This window comes from Phytohabitans kaempferiae, assembly GCF_042433955.1.
Classification (GTDB): domain Bacteria; phylum Actinomycetota; class Actinomycetes; order Mycobacteriales; family Micromonosporaceae; genus Phytohabitans; species Phytohabitans kaempferiae.
On sequence record NZ_JBHLUH010000081.1, the window covers coordinates 38645 to 57675 of the forward strand.

Annotated in this window: 15 protein-coding genes and 2 tRNA genes; 8 read left to right on the forward strand and 9 right to left on the reverse strand. The window is 69.2% G+C overall.

Annotation, left to right across the window (positions count from 1 at the left end):
- Positions 1-22 precede the first annotated feature (22 nt).
- Together ACFFIA_RS37630 and ACFFIA_RS37635 are read right to left on the reverse strand one after the other, a co-directional pair.
- Positions 23-3418, reverse strand: coding sequence for a beta-L-arabinofuranosidase domain-containing protein (locus ACFFIA_RS37630; protein WP_377260829.1), 3396 nt, complete (start codon positions 3416-3418; stop codon positions 23-25).
- Positions 3419-3641: 223 nt separating this feature from the next.
- Complete coding sequence (locus ACFFIA_RS37635) at positions 3642-4574, reverse strand: serine protein kinase RIO (protein WP_377260831.1); 933 nt, start codon at positions 4572-4574, stop codon at positions 3642-3644.
- Positions 4575-4785: 211 nt separating this feature from the next.
- Between ACFFIA_RS37635 and ACFFIA_RS37640 the strand changes: the two genes are divergently transcribed.
- The 5 genes from ACFFIA_RS37640 (at position 4786) to ACFFIA_RS37660 (ending at position 8105) form a co-directional block, all read left to right on the forward strand.
- The gene (locus ACFFIA_RS37640) at positions 4786-5226 is read left to right on the forward strand and encodes a dihydrofolate reductase family protein (protein ID WP_377260834.1); all 441 of its coding nucleotides are present in this window, start codon (positions 4786-4788) and stop codon (positions 5224-5226) included.
- 363 nt (positions 5227-5589) lie between these two features.
- Entirely contained in the window at positions 5590-6414 is an 825-nt protein-coding gene (locus ACFFIA_RS37645) for a hypothetical protein (RefSeq protein WP_377260837.1), read from the forward strand.
- Between the two features lie 5 nt (positions 6415-6419).
- Positions 6420-6815: a GntR family transcriptional regulator gene (locus tag ACFFIA_RS37650; RefSeq protein WP_377260839.1), complete on the forward strand. Its 396-nt coding sequence runs from the start codon at positions 6420-6422 to the stop codon at positions 6813-6815.
- A 1-nt stretch (position 6816) separates the two neighbouring features.
- Positions 6817-7440: a GOLPH3/VPS74 family protein gene (locus ACFFIA_RS37655; RefSeq protein ID WP_377260841.1), complete on the forward strand. Its 624-nt coding sequence runs from the start codon at positions 6817-6819 to the stop codon at positions 7438-7440.
- 251 nt (positions 7441-7691) lie between these two features.
- Complete coding sequence (locus ACFFIA_RS37660; protein WP_377260843.1) at positions 7692-8105, forward strand: hypothetical protein; 414 nt, start codon at positions 7692-7694, stop codon at positions 8103-8105.
- An 8-nt stretch (positions 8106-8113) separates the two neighbouring features.
- On the opposite strand, the gene ACFFIA_RS37665 is transcribed toward ACFFIA_RS37660, so the two are convergent.
- The 4 genes from ACFFIA_RS37665 to ACFFIA_RS37680 form a co-directional block, all read right to left on the reverse strand.
- Positions 8114-9004 (reverse strand): IS1096 element passenger TnpR family protein, encoded by an 891-nt coding sequence (locus ACFFIA_RS37665; RefSeq protein WP_377260845.1) that lies wholly within the window; start codon positions 9002-9004, stop codon positions 8114-8116.
- A gap of 15 nt (positions 9005-9019) precedes the next feature.
- Positions 9020-10492 carry a helicase-associated domain-containing protein gene (locus tag ACFFIA_RS37670; protein WP_377260847.1) on the reverse strand — a complete coding sequence of 491 codons (1473 nt, stop codon included), beginning with the start codon at positions 10490-10492 and terminating at the stop codon, positions 9020-9022.
- A 21-nt stretch (positions 10493-10513) separates the two neighbouring features.
- Positions 10514-10846, reverse strand: coding sequence for a helix-turn-helix domain-containing protein (locus tag ACFFIA_RS37675; protein ID WP_377260850.1), 333 nt, complete (start codon positions 10844-10846; stop codon positions 10514-10516).
- Positions 10847-12367: 1521 nt separating this feature from the next.
- Positions 12368-12440 (reverse strand) — tRNA-Lys (locus ACFFIA_RS37680).
- Between the two features lie 243 nt (positions 12441-12683).
- On the opposite strand from ACFFIA_RS37680, the gene ACFFIA_RS37685 reads away from it, so the two are divergent.
- Both ACFFIA_RS37685 and ACFFIA_RS37690 read left to right on the forward strand, forming a co-directional pair.
- Complete coding sequence (locus ACFFIA_RS37685) at positions 12684-13916, forward strand: L,D-transpeptidase (RefSeq protein WP_377260853.1); 1233 nt, start codon at positions 12684-12686, stop codon at positions 13914-13916.
- A 137-nt stretch (positions 13917-14053) separates the two neighbouring features.
- Positions 14054-15292, forward strand: a complete 1239-nt coding sequence (locus ACFFIA_RS37690) for a L,D-transpeptidase (RefSeq protein WP_377260855.1) — start codon at positions 14054-14056, stop codon at positions 15290-15292.
- 22 nt (positions 15293-15314) lie between these two features.
- On the opposite strand, the gene ACFFIA_RS37695 is transcribed toward ACFFIA_RS37690, so the two are convergent.
- Positions 15315-15387, reverse strand: a tRNA-His gene (locus ACFFIA_RS37695).
- Positions 15388-15479: 92 nt separating this feature from the next.
- Positions 15480-16070 (reverse strand): oligoribonuclease, encoded by a 591-nt coding sequence (orn, locus tag ACFFIA_RS37700; protein WP_377260857.1) that lies wholly within the window; start codon positions 16068-16070, stop codon positions 15480-15482.
- Positions 16071-16134: 64 nt separating this feature from the next.
- On the opposite strand from orn, the gene ACFFIA_RS37705 reads away from it, so the two are divergent.
- Positions 16135-17367: a glycosyltransferase 87 family protein gene (locus tag ACFFIA_RS37705; protein ID WP_377260859.1), complete on the forward strand. Its 1233-nt coding sequence runs from the start codon at positions 16135-16137 to the stop codon at positions 17365-17367.
- 272 nt (positions 17368-17639) lie between these two features.
- Here ACFFIA_RS37705 and ACFFIA_RS37710 read toward each other — a convergent pair whose 3' ends face one another.
- Positions 17640-18923 (reverse strand): hypothetical protein, encoded by a 1284-nt coding sequence (locus ACFFIA_RS37710; protein WP_377260861.1) that lies wholly within the window; start codon positions 18921-18923, stop codon positions 17640-17642.
- Positions 18924-19031 lie beyond the last annotated feature (108 nt).

Below are 19031 nucleotides of genomic sequence, written 5' to 3' on the forward strand. Positions count from 1 at the left end.
GCTGCCGTTTGTCGTCAGATGGTCAGCCGGTGCAGCTGCCGCCGTCGTACGGCGTCTCGGTCTCCGTGGTCACGGATGCTCCCTCGACCGTCCCGGTGACCTTCACCGTCACGGCGCCGGCCGGGATCGTCGCGCGACGAGTGTTGAACGACTGGTAGGCGGACCTGCCCGGGGCGACGCCGGTGACCGCACGCGAGCCGTACGGTGTGATCATCTCGATGGTGAGCGGCACCTCGTCGGCGTTGCGCACATTGACCGACAGGTAGGCGTTGCTGCCGATGCACTGCGTCCGGGCCTGGACCTCGATGTCCCAGGTGGACTCCGGCTGGAGTTCGCCGGCCGCGCTGACCGCGCGCGAGACGACGAGATCGCGCTCCGCCGACGTGAAGACGCCCGCCTGGACGAACGCGTCCGCGGTGCTGGTCACGACCGCGACGAACGCACCGTGGCTGGCGAAGGGCGCCTGGTCCCACACCAGGTCGAGGAAGGTCGGGCCGTCGGTGCCGGGCGAGGGGATGCCCGTCACCGGTACGTCGTAGTGGGGCAGGCCGTCGTCGCGCTTGCGGTTGGGCACGCCGGTGTCGATGGAGCCGAACACGATCGTCGGCTCGACCCGGCGGAAGTACGAGGAGACCGGCTGCGTGTCGCTGATGTAGTACGGCCGCAGGGTGAAGCCGTGCGTCGTGAACAACGGGTCGCCGGCCGCCGTGGTGCTCTGGTGCGTGATCGCCGCTCGGGCGTAGTCACCGTCGCGCTTCAGGTGGCGGTAGAGGGTCAGCTCGCGGAAGTTGCCGCTGCCCGGATTGCCCAGGACCTGGAGGAGCACCGGACCCCAGAAGACCGCCTGAGTGTCGGGGCGGTCCAGCGCCCGCTCGATCCGGATGCTGAACGGCATCCGGATCTCGATGGTGTCGCCCGGCTGCCAGGTGCGACTCAGCGTGAGGTAGCTGCCCGGCTCGGCGTCGACGCCCTGCGCGGCCCCGTTGACGGTGACGAAGAAGCCCTTCCGCGCCCAGCCCGGTACGCGCAGCTTGATGTCGAGCGGGCCGGTGCCGTCGACGGTCAACCTGGTGTGGTCCTCCCGCGGGTACGCCGTCTGCTGAGTGACGGTGAAGCCCTTCTCGGCCCAGGTCAGCGTCGAGGACGCGTAGAGGTTGACCCACAGCGTCGAGCCGTCGGCCGACCTGAGGTAGATCGTCTCCTGATACTTCGTGTGGTTTTCCAGGCCCGTGCCGCCACAGCAGGTGCCGGTGTTGCCGTAGCTGCGGTTGGCTCCCGGCGTCAGCGGCTGGAAGTAGGTGACCTGCGGGTCGTTCGTGGTCGAGGTGTCGGCCCGCGACCCCGTGATCATGTTGAGCAGGCCCCGCTCGTAGTAGTCCATGTACGCCGGGTCGTGCTCGTGCAGGAACAGGTTGCGGGCCAGCTTGACGAGGTTGTACGTGGTGCAGGTCTCCGCCCCGCCCTGCCCGATCGCGTTGGCGATGTTGCCCCGGTTCTGGAACAGCTCGACGTTGTTGTTCGAGCCCGGGTAGTTGCCGCCCGTCCCGCCGCTGGCGAACATCCGGTGCGGGACGACCATGCCGTAGAAGTTCTTGGCCGCCGTGAAGTACTCCTCGTCGCCGGTGTGCTCGAAAACGCGCAGGTAGCCGATGAACTGCGGGACGTGCGTGTTGGCGTGCAGGCGCTCCGGGCGGCGCCGGCCGGGCCTCGTCTGCGGCGTGGTCACGAGGATGTCCCGGTTTTCCACACAGGCGTCGAAGAGCGACTCGCGGTTGTCGAAGCACTTGGCGGTCTCCAGGTGCTTCGCGTCGCCGGTGAGCGCGTAGATCTCCGGAAACACCTCGTTGGCGCCGCCGAACTCGCCGGCGATGTAGAGGTCCCACATGTAGTTGAGGTTGTCGCGGGTGATGGGGCCGGCGTAGTCGGGATGGTTCTTGTCGCCGACGGTCAGCGCGAGGTGGGCCCAGTCCGCCATCTTGACGACGACGTCACGGGCCTGCGTGTTGCCGGTGTGGTAGTAGGCGTCGAGCAGGCCGCGCATGATCTTGTGTTGCGTGTACCACGGCGCCCACGTGTTGGTGTCGAGGTTTCCGCCGTAGACCGCCCAGCGCGGCGGGCCGAGCCGCAGCACCGCGTCTTCCGGGATCGCGCCGAGGTAGCCGGGATGGGTCGGAATCCAGTCGCTGGCCCCGCCTTCCTGGGCCGCCACGATGCCGGCGTCCCGGCCGTTGGGCGAGGCGTCCAGGAGCGTGGTGCCGCCGTCCTCGTCGAACCGGTACCAGGCGATGCTCCCGCCGCCCGTGCTGCCGGCCGGCGACTCCTGCATCGACAGCAGCTCCTGCTGGCTCAGCGCCCGATCGAAGATATGGAACTCGTCGAGGGTCGCGTCGAGGTACGGGTCGCCGTACTGCGACCGCCCGATCCACCGGTTGCCGGGGTTGCCCAGGCTCGACGGGTCGAGCGTCATGTTGGTGTTCGTGCCGACCGGCTGGCCGTTGACGTACATCGTCCCGGTGGTCTGCGACAGCGTGACGGCGATGTGGACCCACTGGTTGGTTGGCAGCGCGGTGGTGCCGTTGATCCGCTGCTCCTGGCCGGACCCGCCGATGGTGATGGCGAAGCGGGGCGTGTTGCCGGTCACGCCGGCCCTCGGGGTCAGAAACATGTTGACCGTGGTGTTCTGACCGAAGTCGAACAACCGGCTCCAGCTCTGCGTGGACGCGAGGTTGACCCACGTCGCGATCGTGAAGTCGGTGAGCTGGTTGATCGCCTCCTGGGGCAGCGTCACGTACTGCGCCTTGCTCGGCCCGTTGAGCCGCAAGGCGTTGCCGTGGCGCCCCGGGACCCGGTCGATCTCCGGCTCCGGCGGGTCTTCGCCGCCCGGGCCGCCGGTGCCCATCCGGGCGGTGATCGCGGCCTGGCACGCGGCGAGCTCATCGACCATCCAGTCGAGCTTGCCCTTGAAGACCACCTCGCCCTGGTCGGCGTACGCCTGCGCGAGCGCCGTCATGTAGTGGCCCGCCCAGTGACCGCTCAGCAGCCCGCCGTCCTCCCAGCCGCCCGGCACCGAGACGCCCGCTGGGTTGGGCCGGCCGGCCTGGTTGTTGAACAGGACCAGGAAGCGGCGCTCGTCGTACTGGCGCAGGAAGTTCTTCATGCGGTCGCGCTTTTCCTGCAACAGGCCGTCGCCCAGCCGCACCTGGCCCAGCGGGAACGGCCGGACCGGCGCGGTGCCGCCGGGGCCGGGATCGGCGGCCAGCTCGAGCGCGCGCGGGCCGACCGCGGCCGGCCCACCGGCGGGCGCCGCCTGAGCGGCAGTCACCCCCAACACGCTGGTGCCGGCGACCGTGCCCGCGCCGATGGCGGATGCCTGGAGGAGTTGACGTCGGTTGAACCTGACCTCGTCGAATTGGGCCACTGAGGGTCGTCCTTCCACGCGTGCAGCAGGCCGAAAACCTTTTCGGGAATGGTGGCAGCGTGTTACGGCAATGTCAACGGTCTACTTCCGCAAAAGCGGCTGGCCAGCGGCGGCGTAGGTCAAACTGGCCGAGGCGGTCGCCGAAAAGTTTTCGGCGACCGCCTCCGACCTTCTGTCCACATTGGAGATGGTGGCCGCACTCCCCGCCCCGCGGCGCGGCGACTCAGGCGAGCCCGGCCTCTTTCCGGAGCAGCGCCGGCAGCTCGTCGGGCGCGACCGTTTCCCCGGCCAGGTCGTGCCCGGTGAACCACTTCCCCACGTTCAGCGCGTCGCGGTCCAGGAAGTACGCCCCACGTGGATTGGCCACCACGTCGACCACCTGCGGCAGATCGATCATGACGACCCGACCACGGTGGACCAGCAGGTTGTAGGCGGACAGGTCGCCGTGGGCCAGCCCGAAGCGGGCCAGCGTCACGAGCGTCTCCACGACCTGGTCCCACAGTGGAGCCAGCTCGGCGCCCCGCGTACGGATCTCGGCGAGCCGGGGCGCCGCCGTCCCATCGGGCTCCCCGACGAACTCCAGCAGGATCTCGGTGCCGAGGATCTGCACCGGGTACGGCACCGGCAGTCCCGCCTCGTACAACCGGCACAGCGTGCTGAACTCGGCATCCGCCCACTGCGCGGCGACCACCTGCCGACCGAACGCCGTGCGGTTGGCCATCGCCCGGTTCGTGCGGGACTCCTTGACCCGGCGCCCCTCCAGATACCCGGCGTCCCGGTGGAAGAGCCTGTGCTCGGCGCTGCGGTAGCGTTTCGCCGCGAGCAGGCAGGACTGGTCGGTCTGTGGGATGCCTCGCCGCAGCAGGAAGACGTCGGCCTCCTTGCCGGTCTTCAGCACGCCCAGCTCGGTATCGACCGCGGCGAGCGCCGTCACCAGCCAGTCAGGATATGGTCGCGGCCCGCGCTGCCCAGCCGTGGACTGGTCCCAGGTGGACCAGCGGTCGCCCTCGGGCAGACCGTCGACGGCGTCGTAGGCGTCCTCGCTGGGGAGCGCGGCGCGGCCGGGGCGGCGCTCGGCGAAAGATGGTGCTTCGTAGCGTGAATCGTCGTCGTCAAAGCGCCGTTTGCCACGGCGTCGCGGTGTGAAGTCGCGCAAGGAAGGTGCTCCTCGGGAAGAAAGCGGAAAGGGCAGGCGGCATCGCGCCCACGACGGGCTTCAACACTCGGCTCGCCTCCCTCCGCTCGACCGGCACACGGCCGGCTCCCGATCGACGTCGCACCAGCCTCACAGGTCCTGTGCGTCCGGCGCAACCGATTAACGCGCTCGACCCTCCGTCCGAAATGGACTGTACGGACGACACCTGATCATGATTGGATTTACCTCCGTCACGAAGCGCATTCGCGCGATCAACGCTGTGCGACACGGGGAGGATCATGTGACCTGTCAGGCGGCTCGCTGGTCACCTGCTGTCTCGTCGTGTTGTCGGGCGAGGTTGGTTGCTGGCGATGCGGTCGAGGACGCGGTGGTGGCGGTGGCGCCGTTCTCGATCGGTGTCGTTGGTGTGGGTCGCTTCGGCGAGTGCCGCGAGTATGTCGGCGACGGCGATGTCGCGATCATGGGCGGCGCGACCACCATCAACCAGTACCTCGCCGCCGGCCTGATCGACGAGTTGCGACTGCACATCGTGCCGCTCACGCTCGGCGCCGGCACGCGGCTGTTCGAGGGCGTCCCGCCGCTGAAACTCGAGCAGGTGAAGTCGCGGCCGGCAAGCTTGGTCACGCACGTGACCTACCGCGTGCTGCCCTGACGGCGCCACGCGACGAGGCATGACGTCTGATCCCGTTTTATGCCGTTGTAGCTGGTGAGGTAGCCGGTGGTGTGCCACCGGCTACGTCACCGCATCGGGACGGATGGGATCCCCTGGCCCGGCTGGTCGCGGCGACGAATGTGCGTAGTGGGCTGAGGTCAGCGTCGGCGACGTAGCGGAAGCTTTGCGGTGGTGTTGTGCCGCGGTGGGTTGGCTGGTGGCCTGGCGACACCGCGGGTCCAGACGATCCTCCCCGACGCCACCGTGCTCACCGCCCTCGCCGTGCGGATTGCCGTTCCGGATTGACTTGTCGCAAAGCTTGACGCACCATGTTGAGACAAGAACTGAGACATCGGAGGCGTCATGCCGAATGGAACGTTGCCGGATGTCTACCCGCCGGTGCGTCCGGCGGACCTTGAGCGGGCCGGCGTGTGGTTGGCCGGGCACGGCCTGGCCGACGTCCGGCCGACACCGTTGCTGGCGACGCGGCTGGCGGCCCGGCGACGTGCCCGGCTGGCCGGTTCCGTCCTGCTGGCCGTGTTCATCATCGCGGTTGCCCTCACCTACCTCGGCGGCATGGTTGACGGATCCGGGTACCGGCGCTGGTTGCTGCTGGTGTTGACGGCGCTGGTGGTCGGGTTGGTGCTGGCCCAGTCGCTGCTGGACTGGCGGGTGCGGCGGGTCGACCGGCGCGCCGGTGCGACGTTGCCGCGACGGGCGGCCTACCCGGTCCGGCTCGGCTGGCGTACCGTGCTCGGCTGGCCGCGTGCCGCGTTCGCGGCTGCCACGTTCGCGGGCGCGACGGCGCTGGCGATCGGCGCCCTGACGCTGCACGACTCCACCACGAGGTACGCGGCGGTCATCCTGCTCATCGGGCTGTGCGGGCTCGCGGTCGGCATTGCCGTCCAGCTGCGCCATGTTCTGACGCACCCGGTCGTCGCCGACGACGAGGTCTCGCTGACCGCCGATGTCATCATGCGGGTCGAGGACGCCCGAGTCGGCGCCGTGCCGACGTCGGTGTGGTCGGTGTGGTCGCTGCCGGTGGTGTCGGTGTTCAGTACCGCATTCGGATGGTGGAACGCTGCCTGGCTCGTCTTCATCGTCCTGAGCGTCATCGCGCAGGCCCTGATCGAGGCGCGGACCGCGCGGAGTGCCATGGTGGCGCGGCACGTCATGAGCGCACCGTGAACCGAATGATCGTCATCGACTCGGCCTCGCCCGTCCCGCCGTTCGAGCAACTCCGTGCCCAGCTCGCCCGGCAGATCCAAGACCACACGCTCGCCGTGGGCACCCGGCTGCCGACCATCCGCCGTCTGGCCGCCGACCTTGGCTTGGCCGTCAACACCGTCGGCCGGGCCTACCGGGAGCTGGAGGAGGCAGGGTTGATCGAGACCCGCGGCTCAGCAGGCTCGTTCGTTTCCGCGGCCGGCGAGAAGGGACGCGAACAGGCCAGTCGCGCCGCCGCCGAGTACGCCGCCGTCATCGCCAGCGTCGGCATCGACACCAACGAGGCCATCCGCATCGTCCAAGCGGCGCTGACCAGGGGCATCGCGGTATCCCCAGCCACACGCGACCCGAAAGAAGCATGACATGGCCGTACCCGACAGCCTCCCCCAGCGCATCTTCCTGCTGGCCTACAACCCGGAGAAGGGCAGGGTCGGCCTGGACACCTACCTGGGCGCCATGCTCCGCGCCGCGGCCCTCGCCGACCTCTACCAGGGCGGCCACCTCACCGACGAACGCGGCCGCCCCGCCATCGACGTCCGGCACCCCTGCCGCGATCCCGTCCTTGACGCGCTCCTCGAAGAGATCGCCGGCTCCAAGCCACACTCATGGCAGTCCTGGATCGGCCACAGGCAGCGCGCCACCGTCCGCGCGGTACGCCAGCAGCTCAACGATGGCGGCTGGGTACACCTCCAACCCCACAAAATTCTCGGGCTGTTCCCCACCACCGAGGTGACCATCCGCGACCCCCGCGTCCGCGAGGAACTCCTCGACCGGGTCAACACCACCCTGCACAAACCCATCGGCGGCATCGACCCCGCCGATGCCGCACTCGTGGCCATCATTGCCGCCGGCGACCTCAATCTCGTCCTCGACCGTAAGACCAAACGCGCCAACAAACAGCGCATCCAGGAACTCACCAAGCTGAGCGGACCGATCGGCCCCGCCCTCCACAAATCGATCCAGGCCGCTGCGACCGGTGAGGTTTAGTCGTCATCCGCCTGGTCCAACTCTCCGGGGCCACCACCGGTACGCCCGCACGACCTACGGCACGGCGCGGCCAGCCTCGCCCACTGCGCCGCGCCGACCTCAAAACCGTGCGGGAACGCCCGGCTGGTCCTGGCCGCAGCCGCCCGCGACCCCGGCCAACCCCAACGTCGTCGGAACGCTCCGCCGAAACCGCCGCGCCCGAACCCACGCGCCGGCCCAAACAGCGACGCCGCAAGCGATCCGGCAGGAAAGTGGCCACAGCCAGGCGTCCCACATACGCCCAACCGACGCCCTCGCAAAAAGATCAAAGCCGTATAACCAAGGGCTATACGGCCTACTTCTTCTCCATCGATGTCGCCGATTACGCCCTTGTGCACAACCTCGAGCTAACCGACACGCGCACCTGGAGCGAACTGGTGGATGCGTATGAGCAGGTCGATCCGCTCGGCGTGCTTCCGGTGTTACGCGACCTCGTCTTGACCGACCTGCGCGACGCCGACGCCCGCGGCTACCAGCAGGCGGCCCGCCGCCTGCGCCGGATGCGAAACCTGGCCGCGGGCACGGACCGGACGAGTGAGGTCGACGAGATGATCGGCGAGCTGCGGGAGGAACACCGCCGCCGGCCCCGACTCCAGCGCGAGTTCGACAAGGCCGGCCTTCCCTGACAGGGCGGCTACCGTGCTCTGGCCGGCTGGAAGTCGGCGCCGAGCCGGTCGACCGCCTCGTCGTGGTCCGGGCTGGACGGGTCGGCCAGCGCCTCGAGCAGGTACTGGTATCGGGCCGCGCCGCCGGTGTCTTCGGGCGGGCAGGCACCTTCGCCGCCGAGGACGGTGAACGTGTTGTCGGCGCCGCCGGGGCGGATCTCCTCGACGGTGATCGTGTGCGTCCAGTGGTCGCCGAAGTCGTACACGTAGGTGAATGTGGCGCCTGGCTGGGTGGCGATGGAGACCAGGCGTTCACCGTCGGCGGTGGCGTCGCCCGAGTCGGAGCGGGGGTCGATGATGGTGTGTTCGTCGGTTTCGAACGCGTACATGTGCTGGTCGTGCCAGCCCATCGCGGCCTGGAACATCCGGTGTACGTGGTCCAGCGGCGTGTTGGACGGGATCGCGATCTGCCGCCATACGCGGGGTGTGATGCCGTCGAGTTCGATGCGTAGTACGAGCGAGGCCGGGTCGGCAGGTTCGATCGCGAGGAAGCCGGCGTTGCCGCAGCATTTCTTGTACTTGCCGCCCGAGGCGCACCAGCAAGGCGCGTTGCGTTCCGGCGGCCACAGGTCGCCGGTGTGGCCGGTCTTGTGCAGCCAGCCGGCGAAGTCCAACCGGGTCTGCCGGCTCGCCGGGTCCTGACCCTCCCGCTGCGCGTAGGCGACCAGGTCGGCCACGTCCAAACGCATGACCCGGATCGACGTCGTGGACCGTGCCGCCAGAGCTCGCATCGTCTGCTCGCTTTCGCGGCGGTAGTCACCGTGGTCGCGGTAGCTGGTGGCGTTCAACAGGCCCCGCTCCCACGCTGCCTCGTATTGTTCCGGCAGGAAGTACGCCATCTGGTGCACCATCGCGGACATGAGCTGATCCCTTCCTCAGACCGGAGTCTCCGCCGGCAGTGTGTAGCCCAGCGTGCGCAGCTTCTTGCGGAACTCCGGCTCCCGGTCGATGGCTACCGCGAGGTGCCGATCGCCAACGAGCTGGCACTGGCCGCGCAGCCGCCGGTCACCGGCGATCAACACGGCCAGCGCCGGGTCGGCGCACTCCACGAGGCGGACGACACCGAGGTCGCGCAGCCGCCCGGTCCGGCCGACGATGTCGGCCAGCAGGGTGGTCACCGCGTTGGGCAGTTCGTGATCGGCTCGGGAGGACAGGAAGTCGCGCAGCTGATCGAGGCTACGGCCGGCGTCCACCGCAGCCAGCAGCGTCGCTTCCCGCAACGCCCAGACCCGGTCCGCAGTGCGGTGCGCATACGCGTCAAGCGTCAGCCGATCGGCCGCCGACAGTTCGCCGGTGACCACAACATCGAGGTTGGGCAGCACCTTCAGCACCCCGGCCGTGGCCGTGTCCACTGACGGCGCCTGGTAGTCGCCGGTCAGCCCGAACACGTAGGCGCCCAAGGCGTTGAGGCGCACCGCGCGCAGCCCGTCGTAGCGGCTCAGATAGTCCAGGTCGTCGGCACCCCAGTTGTTGTGGTAATCCGTCCGGGCACCGGCCGGGTCGGTGTAGTCCAGATCGAACAGACCCAACGTGCCGGCGTACTCGAACAGCACCGCCAGCGTGTAGCGCCCCTCCAGGATCGGCCAGTCGGCGAACCCTGAGTAGCCGAGACTGCCGTACTCCGGATCGACCAGATACAGCCGCCACAACCCCCGCTCGCTACGCGCCACCGTCGGCGACAGGTTGCCACGCCGCATCCTGTCGAACAGGTCATCCACCGCCAGCCATTCGCCGACCGGGCAGCGGGTGAGCGCTGTCGCGACCGTCTGCCGACGGGTTCTCGCCGAGGTGAGCGTGTTGGCGGTGCGCTGACCCTTGATGTGCTCGACCCGGCTCAACTCGTCGATCGGCGCCTTACCCACCCAGGAACGCCACAACGCACGCATCGTCTCAGCCGGCGGCCGACCCAACGCGGCATGACCCTTCGCCGTCAGCCGCAGGCGGCCACCAGCCAACTCGGCCAGCCCACCAGCCTGGACCAGCAACGGCCACGCGAACGCCGCGATCGGCTCCACCGGATAGAAATCACCAGCGACCAGCACCTCAGCCACCGCCGCGACAGTCCCCGCGGCCGGCCGCTGAGTCTTCTCGCTGACCCGCAGCTTTCCAGCACCTACAACCTGCAAAACGGCCAGCACGTTGGTCAACGCCTCGACCTCGGTCGAGCGGACCGTCGCCTCATCGGCGTCCGAACTGAGCGCACCACGCACAGCCGACCACAATAGGGCAACGATCGCCGACATCCATCTTCCGACTACTGTGGTTAGAGAGGTCCGCCGGCGACAGCCGGCCAAAATCCTGCTGCGCTTCGTCAACTTTCCCGCCAGTAGCCCGAACTCCCCCAGCACGCGGGTGTGCCGGGGTCGAGTTCAGTTGGTGGGTGTTGCCTGGTCGCGTTGGTGGCGGGCGTTGATTTCGAGGGCTTCGGCGAGTTGGTCTTCGAGGATGACGATGCGGCAGGCGGCGTCGATCCCGGTGCCCTGGTCGGCGATCTCACGAACCCGGGCGGCCAGGCGCAGCTGGTAGCGGCTGTAGCGGCGATGTCCGCCATCGGAGCGGGTCGCCTCGAACAGGCGGGCCTGCTCCACCGCGCGCAGGAAGCTGGGGGTGGCGCCGATCATCTCGGCGGCCCGGCCCATGGTGTAGGCGGGGTAGTGCTCGTCTTCGAACTTGTCGGTCGAACCGTTGGGACCAGAGGTCATATACGCCTTTCCGGTAAACGCGGGCGAGGATCCCGGCGCCGTGGGGACACCGGGATCCTCGGGAGAGTGTTTTGTTACATACCATCACCGGCTGGCTACCGGTTCATCGTCGTCCCGCCCACCCGCTACGGGGAGGGTGCGGGCCGGCGGGAATTCGGCTGGATGTGACCGTGGACCACCTTCCGTTCTTGGGGGTCTGCGGCTCCTGCCGGGCATCGTCACGCCGGGCAGGGATCCGATGGCATCGACTCCTCTCGTCGTACATACCTTCAGAACCGGGTCTTGCTGGTCCTGCGTGAACCTGGTGGTGCTCGGTGGTGCATGACGCCCGCGATAGTCCGGGTCGGGCGTTGAGCCCGGGTCCGGCCCCGTTACGCCGGGCTCACCTTTCGTGAGCGGGTCGGGGCCGGACCACGCGGGCCGTTTACCTCTGTGCGCCAGGTCGGCTGTCGCACTGAATCTCTCTTCGCAACACCCGAAACCATACACACACTCACGCCGCATGTCTACCTTCGCCGAAGAAGATTTCCTCGCGTCCAAGCTAGTGGATTAGTGATGCGGCGACCGATGCCGCTAGGTACCGTGGCGGCTCAGCGACGCGACCGGCGGATGGCTCAGCGACGCGACCGGCGGATTCAGTCGGCAACCGACCGCGGGACCAGGCGTGCCGCGGTCACGGCTACCGGCGCCCATCGTGGACAACGCGATGGAGCCCGATATTCCGGAGTGCGCCGCCTGCGCCGGCGTCGTCGCCACGGTGCGAACCTGCCCGCATCCCAGCGGCGTCACCGTCGAGTATGGCCGCTGCCTACGCTGCGGTACCGTGCTACGCCGCCTGCGCCATCCCGACGGTGATGCGCCAGCAGGCGAAGTTGGACCCTGGATCGCCATGGGTGTCGACGCTCCAGCCTTCGTCGCGGGCCGAGCGATGCGGCCCCGGCCGCCGCGGTCGGCTTCTACCAGGCCACCTCAACAACGCGATTCGCGCCGGCCAGCCTGATGAAGCTGCGGGCAACGACGGTGCCCAGCGCGAGTGCTGCGTCGCTGAGGCGCTCTGGCCGTTGCCGCGCCGGCGGATCGGTGACCACGCCGCAGCGACGTCCCGCGCCGTCTCACCCGCGAACCTGGGCGGCTACCGCCTCCGTGGCGGCCAGGCAAGCGGCGACCGCCTGCGACCCGGATCGCCCACAACGGTCGAGGAAGCGCACGCAGACAATGCTGCCAGACTCGTGCGGCGTTTTCGACCGCTGGCCGCTTACGGTGGGCGACCACCACGAGGCTGCGCAGGTGACCGACGGATGTACGGTTCGGGCCGGGTGAGTCGATCCCGGGTGGCGTTTCCAGGCTGGTCGCGATTCGGCGGCGATTGGCTGGGTCGTGGCCGTTCCGATTGCGTCTTCGGCCGGTGCCGGGTGCTACCGAAAGCTACAGATCACCCCATCGATCACCCGAACATCCACAGTAGACATGAAAAAGACTCCGATCCGGCGAGAAGCGCCAGGTCAGAGCCTTGATCAAATGTGCGCCGCCAGGGACTCGAACCCCGAACCCGCGGATTAAGAGTCCGCTGCTCTGCCAGTTGAGCTAGCGGCGCTCGCTGACAACGGCAGCAACATTAGCACGCACCTCGGCGCCGACTCCAACCGGTTCGGTGTGGCACGCCGGGCCGACTGGCGGAAGCGACACACGCCCTGATCTGGCAGCGTGCTGGACTGGCCACCAGTGACTGCCCTGGTGGTGCACCATAAGCCCAGCGCGCGCCGAGCGCACGCTGACTACAGTCGCACCGAGCCGGGCGCGGGGCCGAGGCCGGGGGCACAAACCGAACGGGGTCGACATGAGCAGGGGCACACGGGGGTTGGTGAAGGCCGCCGTGCTGGCGGTGTTGGCGCCGCTGGCTCTCGCCGCCTGTGGCGAGGGCGACGACAGTCCCCGGTTCGTCACGGGCACCACGCCCGGGCCGGTGGCCAGTGCCGAGGCCACGCCGAGCGCCAGTGCGGCGCCGGCGGCGTTCGCCTTCTCGGTCACGCCGGCGGCCAACGCGAAGAACCTGCCGGTCAGCTCGGAGATCGGGGTGAAGCTCGACGGTGGCGAGGTCACCTCGGTCACGCTCACCGAGTCGGGCGGTGGCACGGTCTCCGGCTCGATGCGGGAGGACGGCACGGCGTGGGTGCCGAGCGGCCCGCTGAAGTACGGCAAGACGTACACCGCTTCGGTGACCGCCACCAAGGACGGCGGCACGGCGACCGAGACCACGACCTTCACCACGATGGGGCAGCCGGGGAAGCGGGTCGGCACGGGGCTGTACCTGTTCGACGACAAGACGTACGGCGTGGCGATGCCGGTGGTCGTCGAGTTCCATCCGGGCATCGCGAAGAAGGACCGGGCAAGCGTGCAGAAGCGCATGTTCGTGAGCACCGACCCGCCGCAGCCGGGGGCGTGGCACTGGGTCTCCAACGGCACGCAGGCGTACTACCGCGCGCCGGAGTATTGGCAGTCGGGCACGAAGATCACCGTGCGGATCGGGCTGGGCGGGCATCCGATGGGTCAGGGGCGCTACGGCGACACCGACCGGAAGGCGACCGCGAAGATCGGTGAGCGGTTCGAGATGAAGGTCGACAACCGCACCAAGCAGATGACCGTGCTGAAGAACGGCAAGGTCGTGAAGACCATGCCGGTGAGCCTGGGCAAGAAGGCCACTCCCTCGGCGAGCGGGACGATGGTGGTGATGGAGAAGAAGGAGCAGACCGTCTTCGACACCACCGACGACCCCAACCCCGCCAACCGATACCGCGTGGACATCGCGTTCGCACAGCGGCTTACCTGGAGCGGGCAGTACATCCACGCGGCGCCCTGGTCGGTGCAGCACCAGGGTCAGCGCAACGTGTCGCACGGCTGTGTCAACGTGTCGACCGAAAACGCGCGGTGGCTCTTCGGGCAGACCAAGATCGGCGATCCGGTGACCGTGACCGGCACCGAGGAGAAGCTCGGCGCGGGCAATGGCTGGACCGCGTGGAACATGAGCTGGAAAGAATTCATCAAGGGCAGTGCACTCCCCGTAACGCTATAAACACCATAAATCCGGGCAAAGCCGAGTGTTCAACACCACGGCATGAAACCGGGATTTGGCGAAGCGCGTCATAAGAGGAGGATTGACCCCTGCTCCTGGGTAGTGAGTGGGGGCGCCTAAACACTTGCGAGGGGATCATGCCAGCGAGCCGAGTGCACCGACGTACGCCGAGCCGGAAGGCGGCGTGGCGAGCGCTCTCCGCCGCCGCGCTCGCCGGCATCCTCGCCCTCACCGCCTGCGGCAGCGACTCCCCCGGCGCCTCGTGGAACGACGGCAAGAAGGATGGCGGGCAGCAGGCCGACAGCGGCCCCAAGCAGGGCGGCACCATCACCAGCCCGGCCGCGGACGCCAAGGACGTGCCCGCCTCGACCACGATCGCCTTCACGCTGGAAAACGCGAGCGACCCGAGCATCGAGCTGAAGAGCGCGAGCGGCGAGACGGTCGAGGGCGAGTTGCAGGAGGACGGCAAGTCGTGGCTGCCGGAGGGGGCGCTGGAGTACGCCACCACCTACACGGCGACCATCAACGCGACCGGTGCGGACGGTAAGCCGACGACCAGCACCAGCACCTTCACGACCATGGCCAAGCCCAGCAAGGTGGTGCGGGTCTCCAGCTTCCTCGGCGACGGCCAGGTGGTGGGCGTGGGCATGCCACTGATCGTGCGCTTCGGCCGCGCCGTGCCCAAGGACTACCGCGACGACGTGCAGGCCCGCCTCTTCGTGCGGTCCACGCCCCACCAGGAGGGCATCTGGCACTGGGCCAGCCCCACCGAGGTGCGCTTCCGGCCCAAGGAGTACTGGCAGGCGGGCACCCAGATCCGGTACAAGCTGCAGACCGGCGGGCTGCCGATGGGCGATGGCTACTACGGGCGCGCCGACGTCAATGTGGACGTCAAGATCGGGCCGTCGCTCATCATGACCGTCGACAACAAGACCAAGAAGATGACCGTCACCAAGGACGGCAAGGTCGTCAAGACCATCCCGGTGAGCCTGGGCAAGAAGAGCACGCCCTCGTCGAGCGGCACGATGGTGGTCATCGAGAAGCAGCGCAAGACCATCTTCGACACGATGGACGATCCCAACCCGGAAAACCGCTACCGCACGCCGATCGACTTCGCGCAGCGACTCACCTGGAGCGGACAGTTCATCCACGCGGCGCCCTGGTCCGAGGGGCAGCAGGGGCGGGTCAACGTCTCGCACGGCTGCGTCAACGTGTCGATGGCGATGGGCGAGTGGCTCTTCGGGCAGACCCGGATCGGTGACGTGATCACGGTCAAGAACACCGAGGAGAAGCTCCAGAACGGCAATGGCTGGACCGACTGGAACATGAGCTGGGAGCAATACGTGAAGGGAAGCGCCATCCCCTACAACGGATAGGGGATGGCCGCTGCTGCGAGAGGGTGACTGAGGGGATTTGAACCCCCGACACCCGGGACCACAACCCGGTGCTCTGCCAACTGAGCTACAGCCACCACGTCAGCCGCGCCGGACATGCCGGTGCGGTGCGCCGACCAATGATAGCCATACCCTGCCCCACTCCGTCGACAGGGTAACGGTGGAGAAATCAGAGCGTCGCCGCGATCGCCTTGGCCGCCTCCACATCGGGCCCCGGCAGTGGCACGAAGATGGTGCGGCGGTAGTACTCGAGCTCGCGGATGCTCTCCCGGATGTCCGCCAGGGCGCGGTGGGCGAGACCCTTGGCGGGCTGGCCGAAGTACACGCGGGGGTACCAGCGGCGGCACAGCTCCTTGATCGACGAGACGTCGATCATCCGGTAGTGCAGGTGGGCGTCGAGCCTCGGCATGTCCCGCGCCACGAAGCCGCGGTCGGTCGCGATCGAGTTGCCACACAGGGGCGCGGTACGCGGGTCTCGCACCCACTGGGTGATGTACTCCATGATCATGTCTTCGGCCTCGCGAAGGGTGACCGCCGACCGGCGGACCTCCTCCGTCAGGCCGGACTTCTCGTGCATCTCGCGGACAACATCGGGCATCGCGGACAGTGCCGCCTCGTCCGCGTGGATGACAACGTCAACCCCCTCGCCGAGTACGCGCAGGTCAGGGTCGGTGACCAGCGCGGCCACCTCGATCAGCGCGTCCTTGCCGAGGTCGAGCCCGGTCATCTCACAGTCGATCCAGACCAGAAGATCAGCCACGGGGTCAGCCTACGCGTCGGCGGTCCTCCATCACTCGGGCCGAAGCGCCGTTACGCTGCTGAACATGCCGAAAGCCATCCGGATCGCCACGGTCACGGCACTCGCCGCCGCGGTCGCCGCCTTCCTCGGGTGGTACGGCAACCGGCACGACTTCTTTGACCTGCGCATTTACGTGAGCGCGATGCGGTGGTGGGCGGACGGGCACCCGCTCTACGAGTACGCGCAGCCCGACCGGGTGCAAGGTGAGCTGTACTTCACCTATCCCCCGTTCGCGGCGGCGCTGCTCCGGCCGCTCGCCGAGATCCCGATGGGCGCCACCATCACGATCTTCCTGATCGGCACCGCGGTGGCCATCGGCATCACCACGTGGTGGCTGGTCACGCCCGTCGCCCTCCGCCACCGGCAGCCGCCGTGGTTCGCCGCCGGGCTGGCCATCCCGCTGGTCTTCGCGATCGAGCCGACGCGTGAGACGTTCACCTTTGGTCAGATCAACATGCTGCTGGTGCTGCTGATCCTCGGCGACCTGCTGCTGCTCGTCACCAGAAACTCGCGCTGGGCCGGGGTGGGCGTGGGGCTGGCGACCGCGCTCAAGCTGTACCCGGGGATCTTCATCGTCTATCTCCTGGCCACGCGGCGCTGGCGCGCGGCGATCACCGCGAGCGCGACGGCGGCCGGCGCGACCCTGCTCGCGGCCGCGTTGGCGCCGCGCGACTCGTGGCAGTTCTGGACGCACGAACTGTGGGCGACCGACCGCGTGGGGCGCACCGACTACACGGGCAACCAGTCGCTGCTCGGGCTGATCGGCCGCGCCGCCATCCCCGACGAACCGAGCCGCCTGGTGTGGCTGGGGCTGGTGGCGCTCATCGCCGTGTACGGCCTGCGCCGCGCCGCCCAGGCCGCCCGTGGCGGCGACGAGGTCGCGGGGCTCGCGCTGGCCGGGCTGGTGGGCGCGCTGGTCAGCCCGATCGCGTGGACCCATCACGTGTACTGGTACGTGCCCGCCTTCGTCGTGCTGGTCGACGCCGCCCTGCGCGAACGCGACCTGCGACCCCGGCTGGCCCTGCTCGGCGTGGCCGCCGTGGGCTACCTGGTGCTGCTGCGCGGCGTGGTCTCGTTTGACGACTGGGGCATCGCGCCGCTGCCGACCGACACGGTGGGCGAGTTCCTGCGGCGCAACGCGTATGCGCTGCTCGCGCTGGTCTTGATCGCGGTTCTCCCGGTACGTACCGGGGTGCTCGATTATCGCAGACGAGGGGCGAAATGGACAGACCTACCTACTCACGCCCGAGTCGGCTAATCTTTCCTTAACAGACAAGCTCCCCCGTGTTACACCGTTTCCCCCGGTGAGAGTGGCCCTCCGCAAACGGCATGCGGAGGGCCACTCGCCATTCCTACCCGCTGCGGGCCCCGGCCAGGTGGGAGGCACGCCGTGGTTGGGCTCGGGGTCACCCGACGGCGTTGAGCACCGAGGCCAGATGGGCTACCGCGATGCCCGCCGTGGGCCAGACCGCCGCTCCCGCGGCCTCGCCCTCCGCCGCCCCGTGCCAGAAAGACCTCCACCGCAAGGCCCTAGTCGCGGCGGGCGCGGCGGGCGGTGGACGGGGATGCGGCGGCTGCGGGGCTGGCGTCGGTGGGGAGGCCGGCTGCGGTCTTGCGGCGACGCGTTGAGCGGGACTTGGCGCCGAGCGATCCCAGCGCGCTCGCGAGGTCCGCGGAGCCGGGCAGGTCCGGCCCGGTCACCTCGGCGCGCTCGAACTCGGGCAGCTCGGCATCGCCCGGCCCCGCACCGTCGCCCGCGCCAGCATCGCGCAGGTCGGCGACGTCGCCCGCGCCGGCATTGCCCAGGTCCGCGTCGCCGTCCGTGCCAGCGCTTCGCGGGTCGGCGCCGTGGATGTCGGTGTCGCCCAGGTCCGCGTCGCGGAGGTGGGCAGCGCGCGTGTCACCAGCGGCCAGGCCAGCGCCGCGCGGGGCGGCGACGCCCGAGGCCACGAGCACACCGGGCGCCTGCTCGCGCGCCGGCGCGGAAGGCGAAGACGGCGCCGGCAACGGGGCGGGCGTGACGCCAACGCTCGGATGGGGCGGCCAGGTCAGGATCGGCTGTACCGGCATCGGTGTGGGAGCGGCCCAGCCTGGCCGTACCTGCTGTGGCGTGACCACCTGCGGCGGCGCCGGCGGCGGGAGGACGTCGGCGAGCGTGGCGGGCCTCGGGGCGGCCGGGCGGCGTACGGGCCAGGCGAGCGTCGCCATGCCCAGCACGATCAGCACCGCACCTGCCACGAGCAGGCCCCAGGTCGCCGGGGCGAGCCAGCCGGGGCGTACCTCGACGCGCAGGTCCACCGTCATCCCGGCCTGGCCGTCGGGGTGCATGACGACCAGGGCCAGGTGCTGGCCGCGCACCTGGGCGGAGTCCCAGGCTACGGCGCCGGTACCGGCTGCCTGCCAGGCTGGCTGCGCGGCGGGTACGGCCGTGCCCTCGACGGGCGTGACCCGCACCGGCAGCGGGCCGCTGGTGAGGCTGACCCGGTCGACCTGGGCGTACGCGACGCCGGCGAGGTAGCGGGCCACATCCGTCGCGGGCGCGATGCCCACCAGCGCCGGGCCGGCCTCGGTCTCGGCCGTGACCCGCAGGCGCGTGTCGCGGGCGCGCGTGAACGGGGCCTCGCGGCGCAGGAGGGCGTCCAGGTCGGGTACGACGACGGCGTGACCGGGGGTGGTGATCCGCTCGACCCGGCCGCTGAACGCGCCGTCGCCGTCGCGGTGTTGCATGGCCGTCCACAGTGCACCGCCGACCAGCAGCACCGGCAATCCGATGGTGAGCAGCAGCATCCCCGCCGCTGTGCGCACGATCCGCATGTCCCCGTCCCCCTCCAGCGACGCCCCGAAGGGCGCCCGACAAGGGACGCCAGCAGAACCGACAAGACGTCCCTTATGAGGTGAAACGAGGCTACGGCCGTCAGGACG

What these genes read in the sequence shown, in the direction of transcription:
- ACFFIA_RS37705 (WP_377260859.1), top strand. Translation starts at nt 16,135, where the DNA reads ATGCCGAAAGCCATCCGGATCGCCACGGTCACGGCACTCGCCGCCGCG.
- ACFFIA_RS37665 (WP_377260845.1), bottom strand. Translation starts at nt 9,004, where the DNA reads ATGTCCGCGATGGTGCACCAGATGGCGTACTTCCTGCCGGAACAATAC.
- ACFFIA_RS37675 (WP_377260850.1), bottom strand. Translation starts at nt 10,846, where the DNA reads ATGACCTCTGGTCCCAACGGTTCGACCGACAAGTTCGAAGACGAGCAC.
- ACFFIA_RS37690 (WP_377260855.1), top strand. Translation starts at nt 14,054, where the DNA reads ATGCCAGCGAGCCGAGTGCACCGACGTACGCCGAGCCGGAAGGCGGCG.
- ACFFIA_RS37640 (WP_377260834.1), top strand. Translation starts at nt 4,786, where the DNA reads ATGATTGGATTTACCTCCGTCACGAAGCGCATTCGCGCGATCAACGCT.
- ACFFIA_RS37685 (WP_377260853.1), top strand. Translation starts at nt 12,684, where the DNA reads ATGAGCAGGGGCACACGGGGGTTGGTGAAGGCCGCCGTGCTGGCGGTG.
- ACFFIA_RS37655 (WP_377260841.1), top strand. Translation starts at nt 6,817, where the DNA reads ATGGCCGTACCCGACAGCCTCCCCCAGCGCATCTTCCTGCTGGCCTAC.
- ACFFIA_RS37650 (WP_377260839.1), top strand. Translation starts at nt 6,420, where the DNA reads ATGATCGTCATCGACTCGGCCTCGCCCGTCCCGCCGTTCGAGCAACTC.
- ACFFIA_RS37710 (WP_377260861.1), bottom strand. Translation starts at nt 18,923, where the DNA reads ATGCGGATCGTGCGCACAGCGGCGGGGATGCTGCTGCTCACCATCGGA.
- ACFFIA_RS37645 (WP_377260837.1), top strand. Translation starts at nt 5,590, where the DNA reads ATGCCGAATGGAACGTTGCCGGATGTCTACCCGCCGGTGCGTCCGGCG.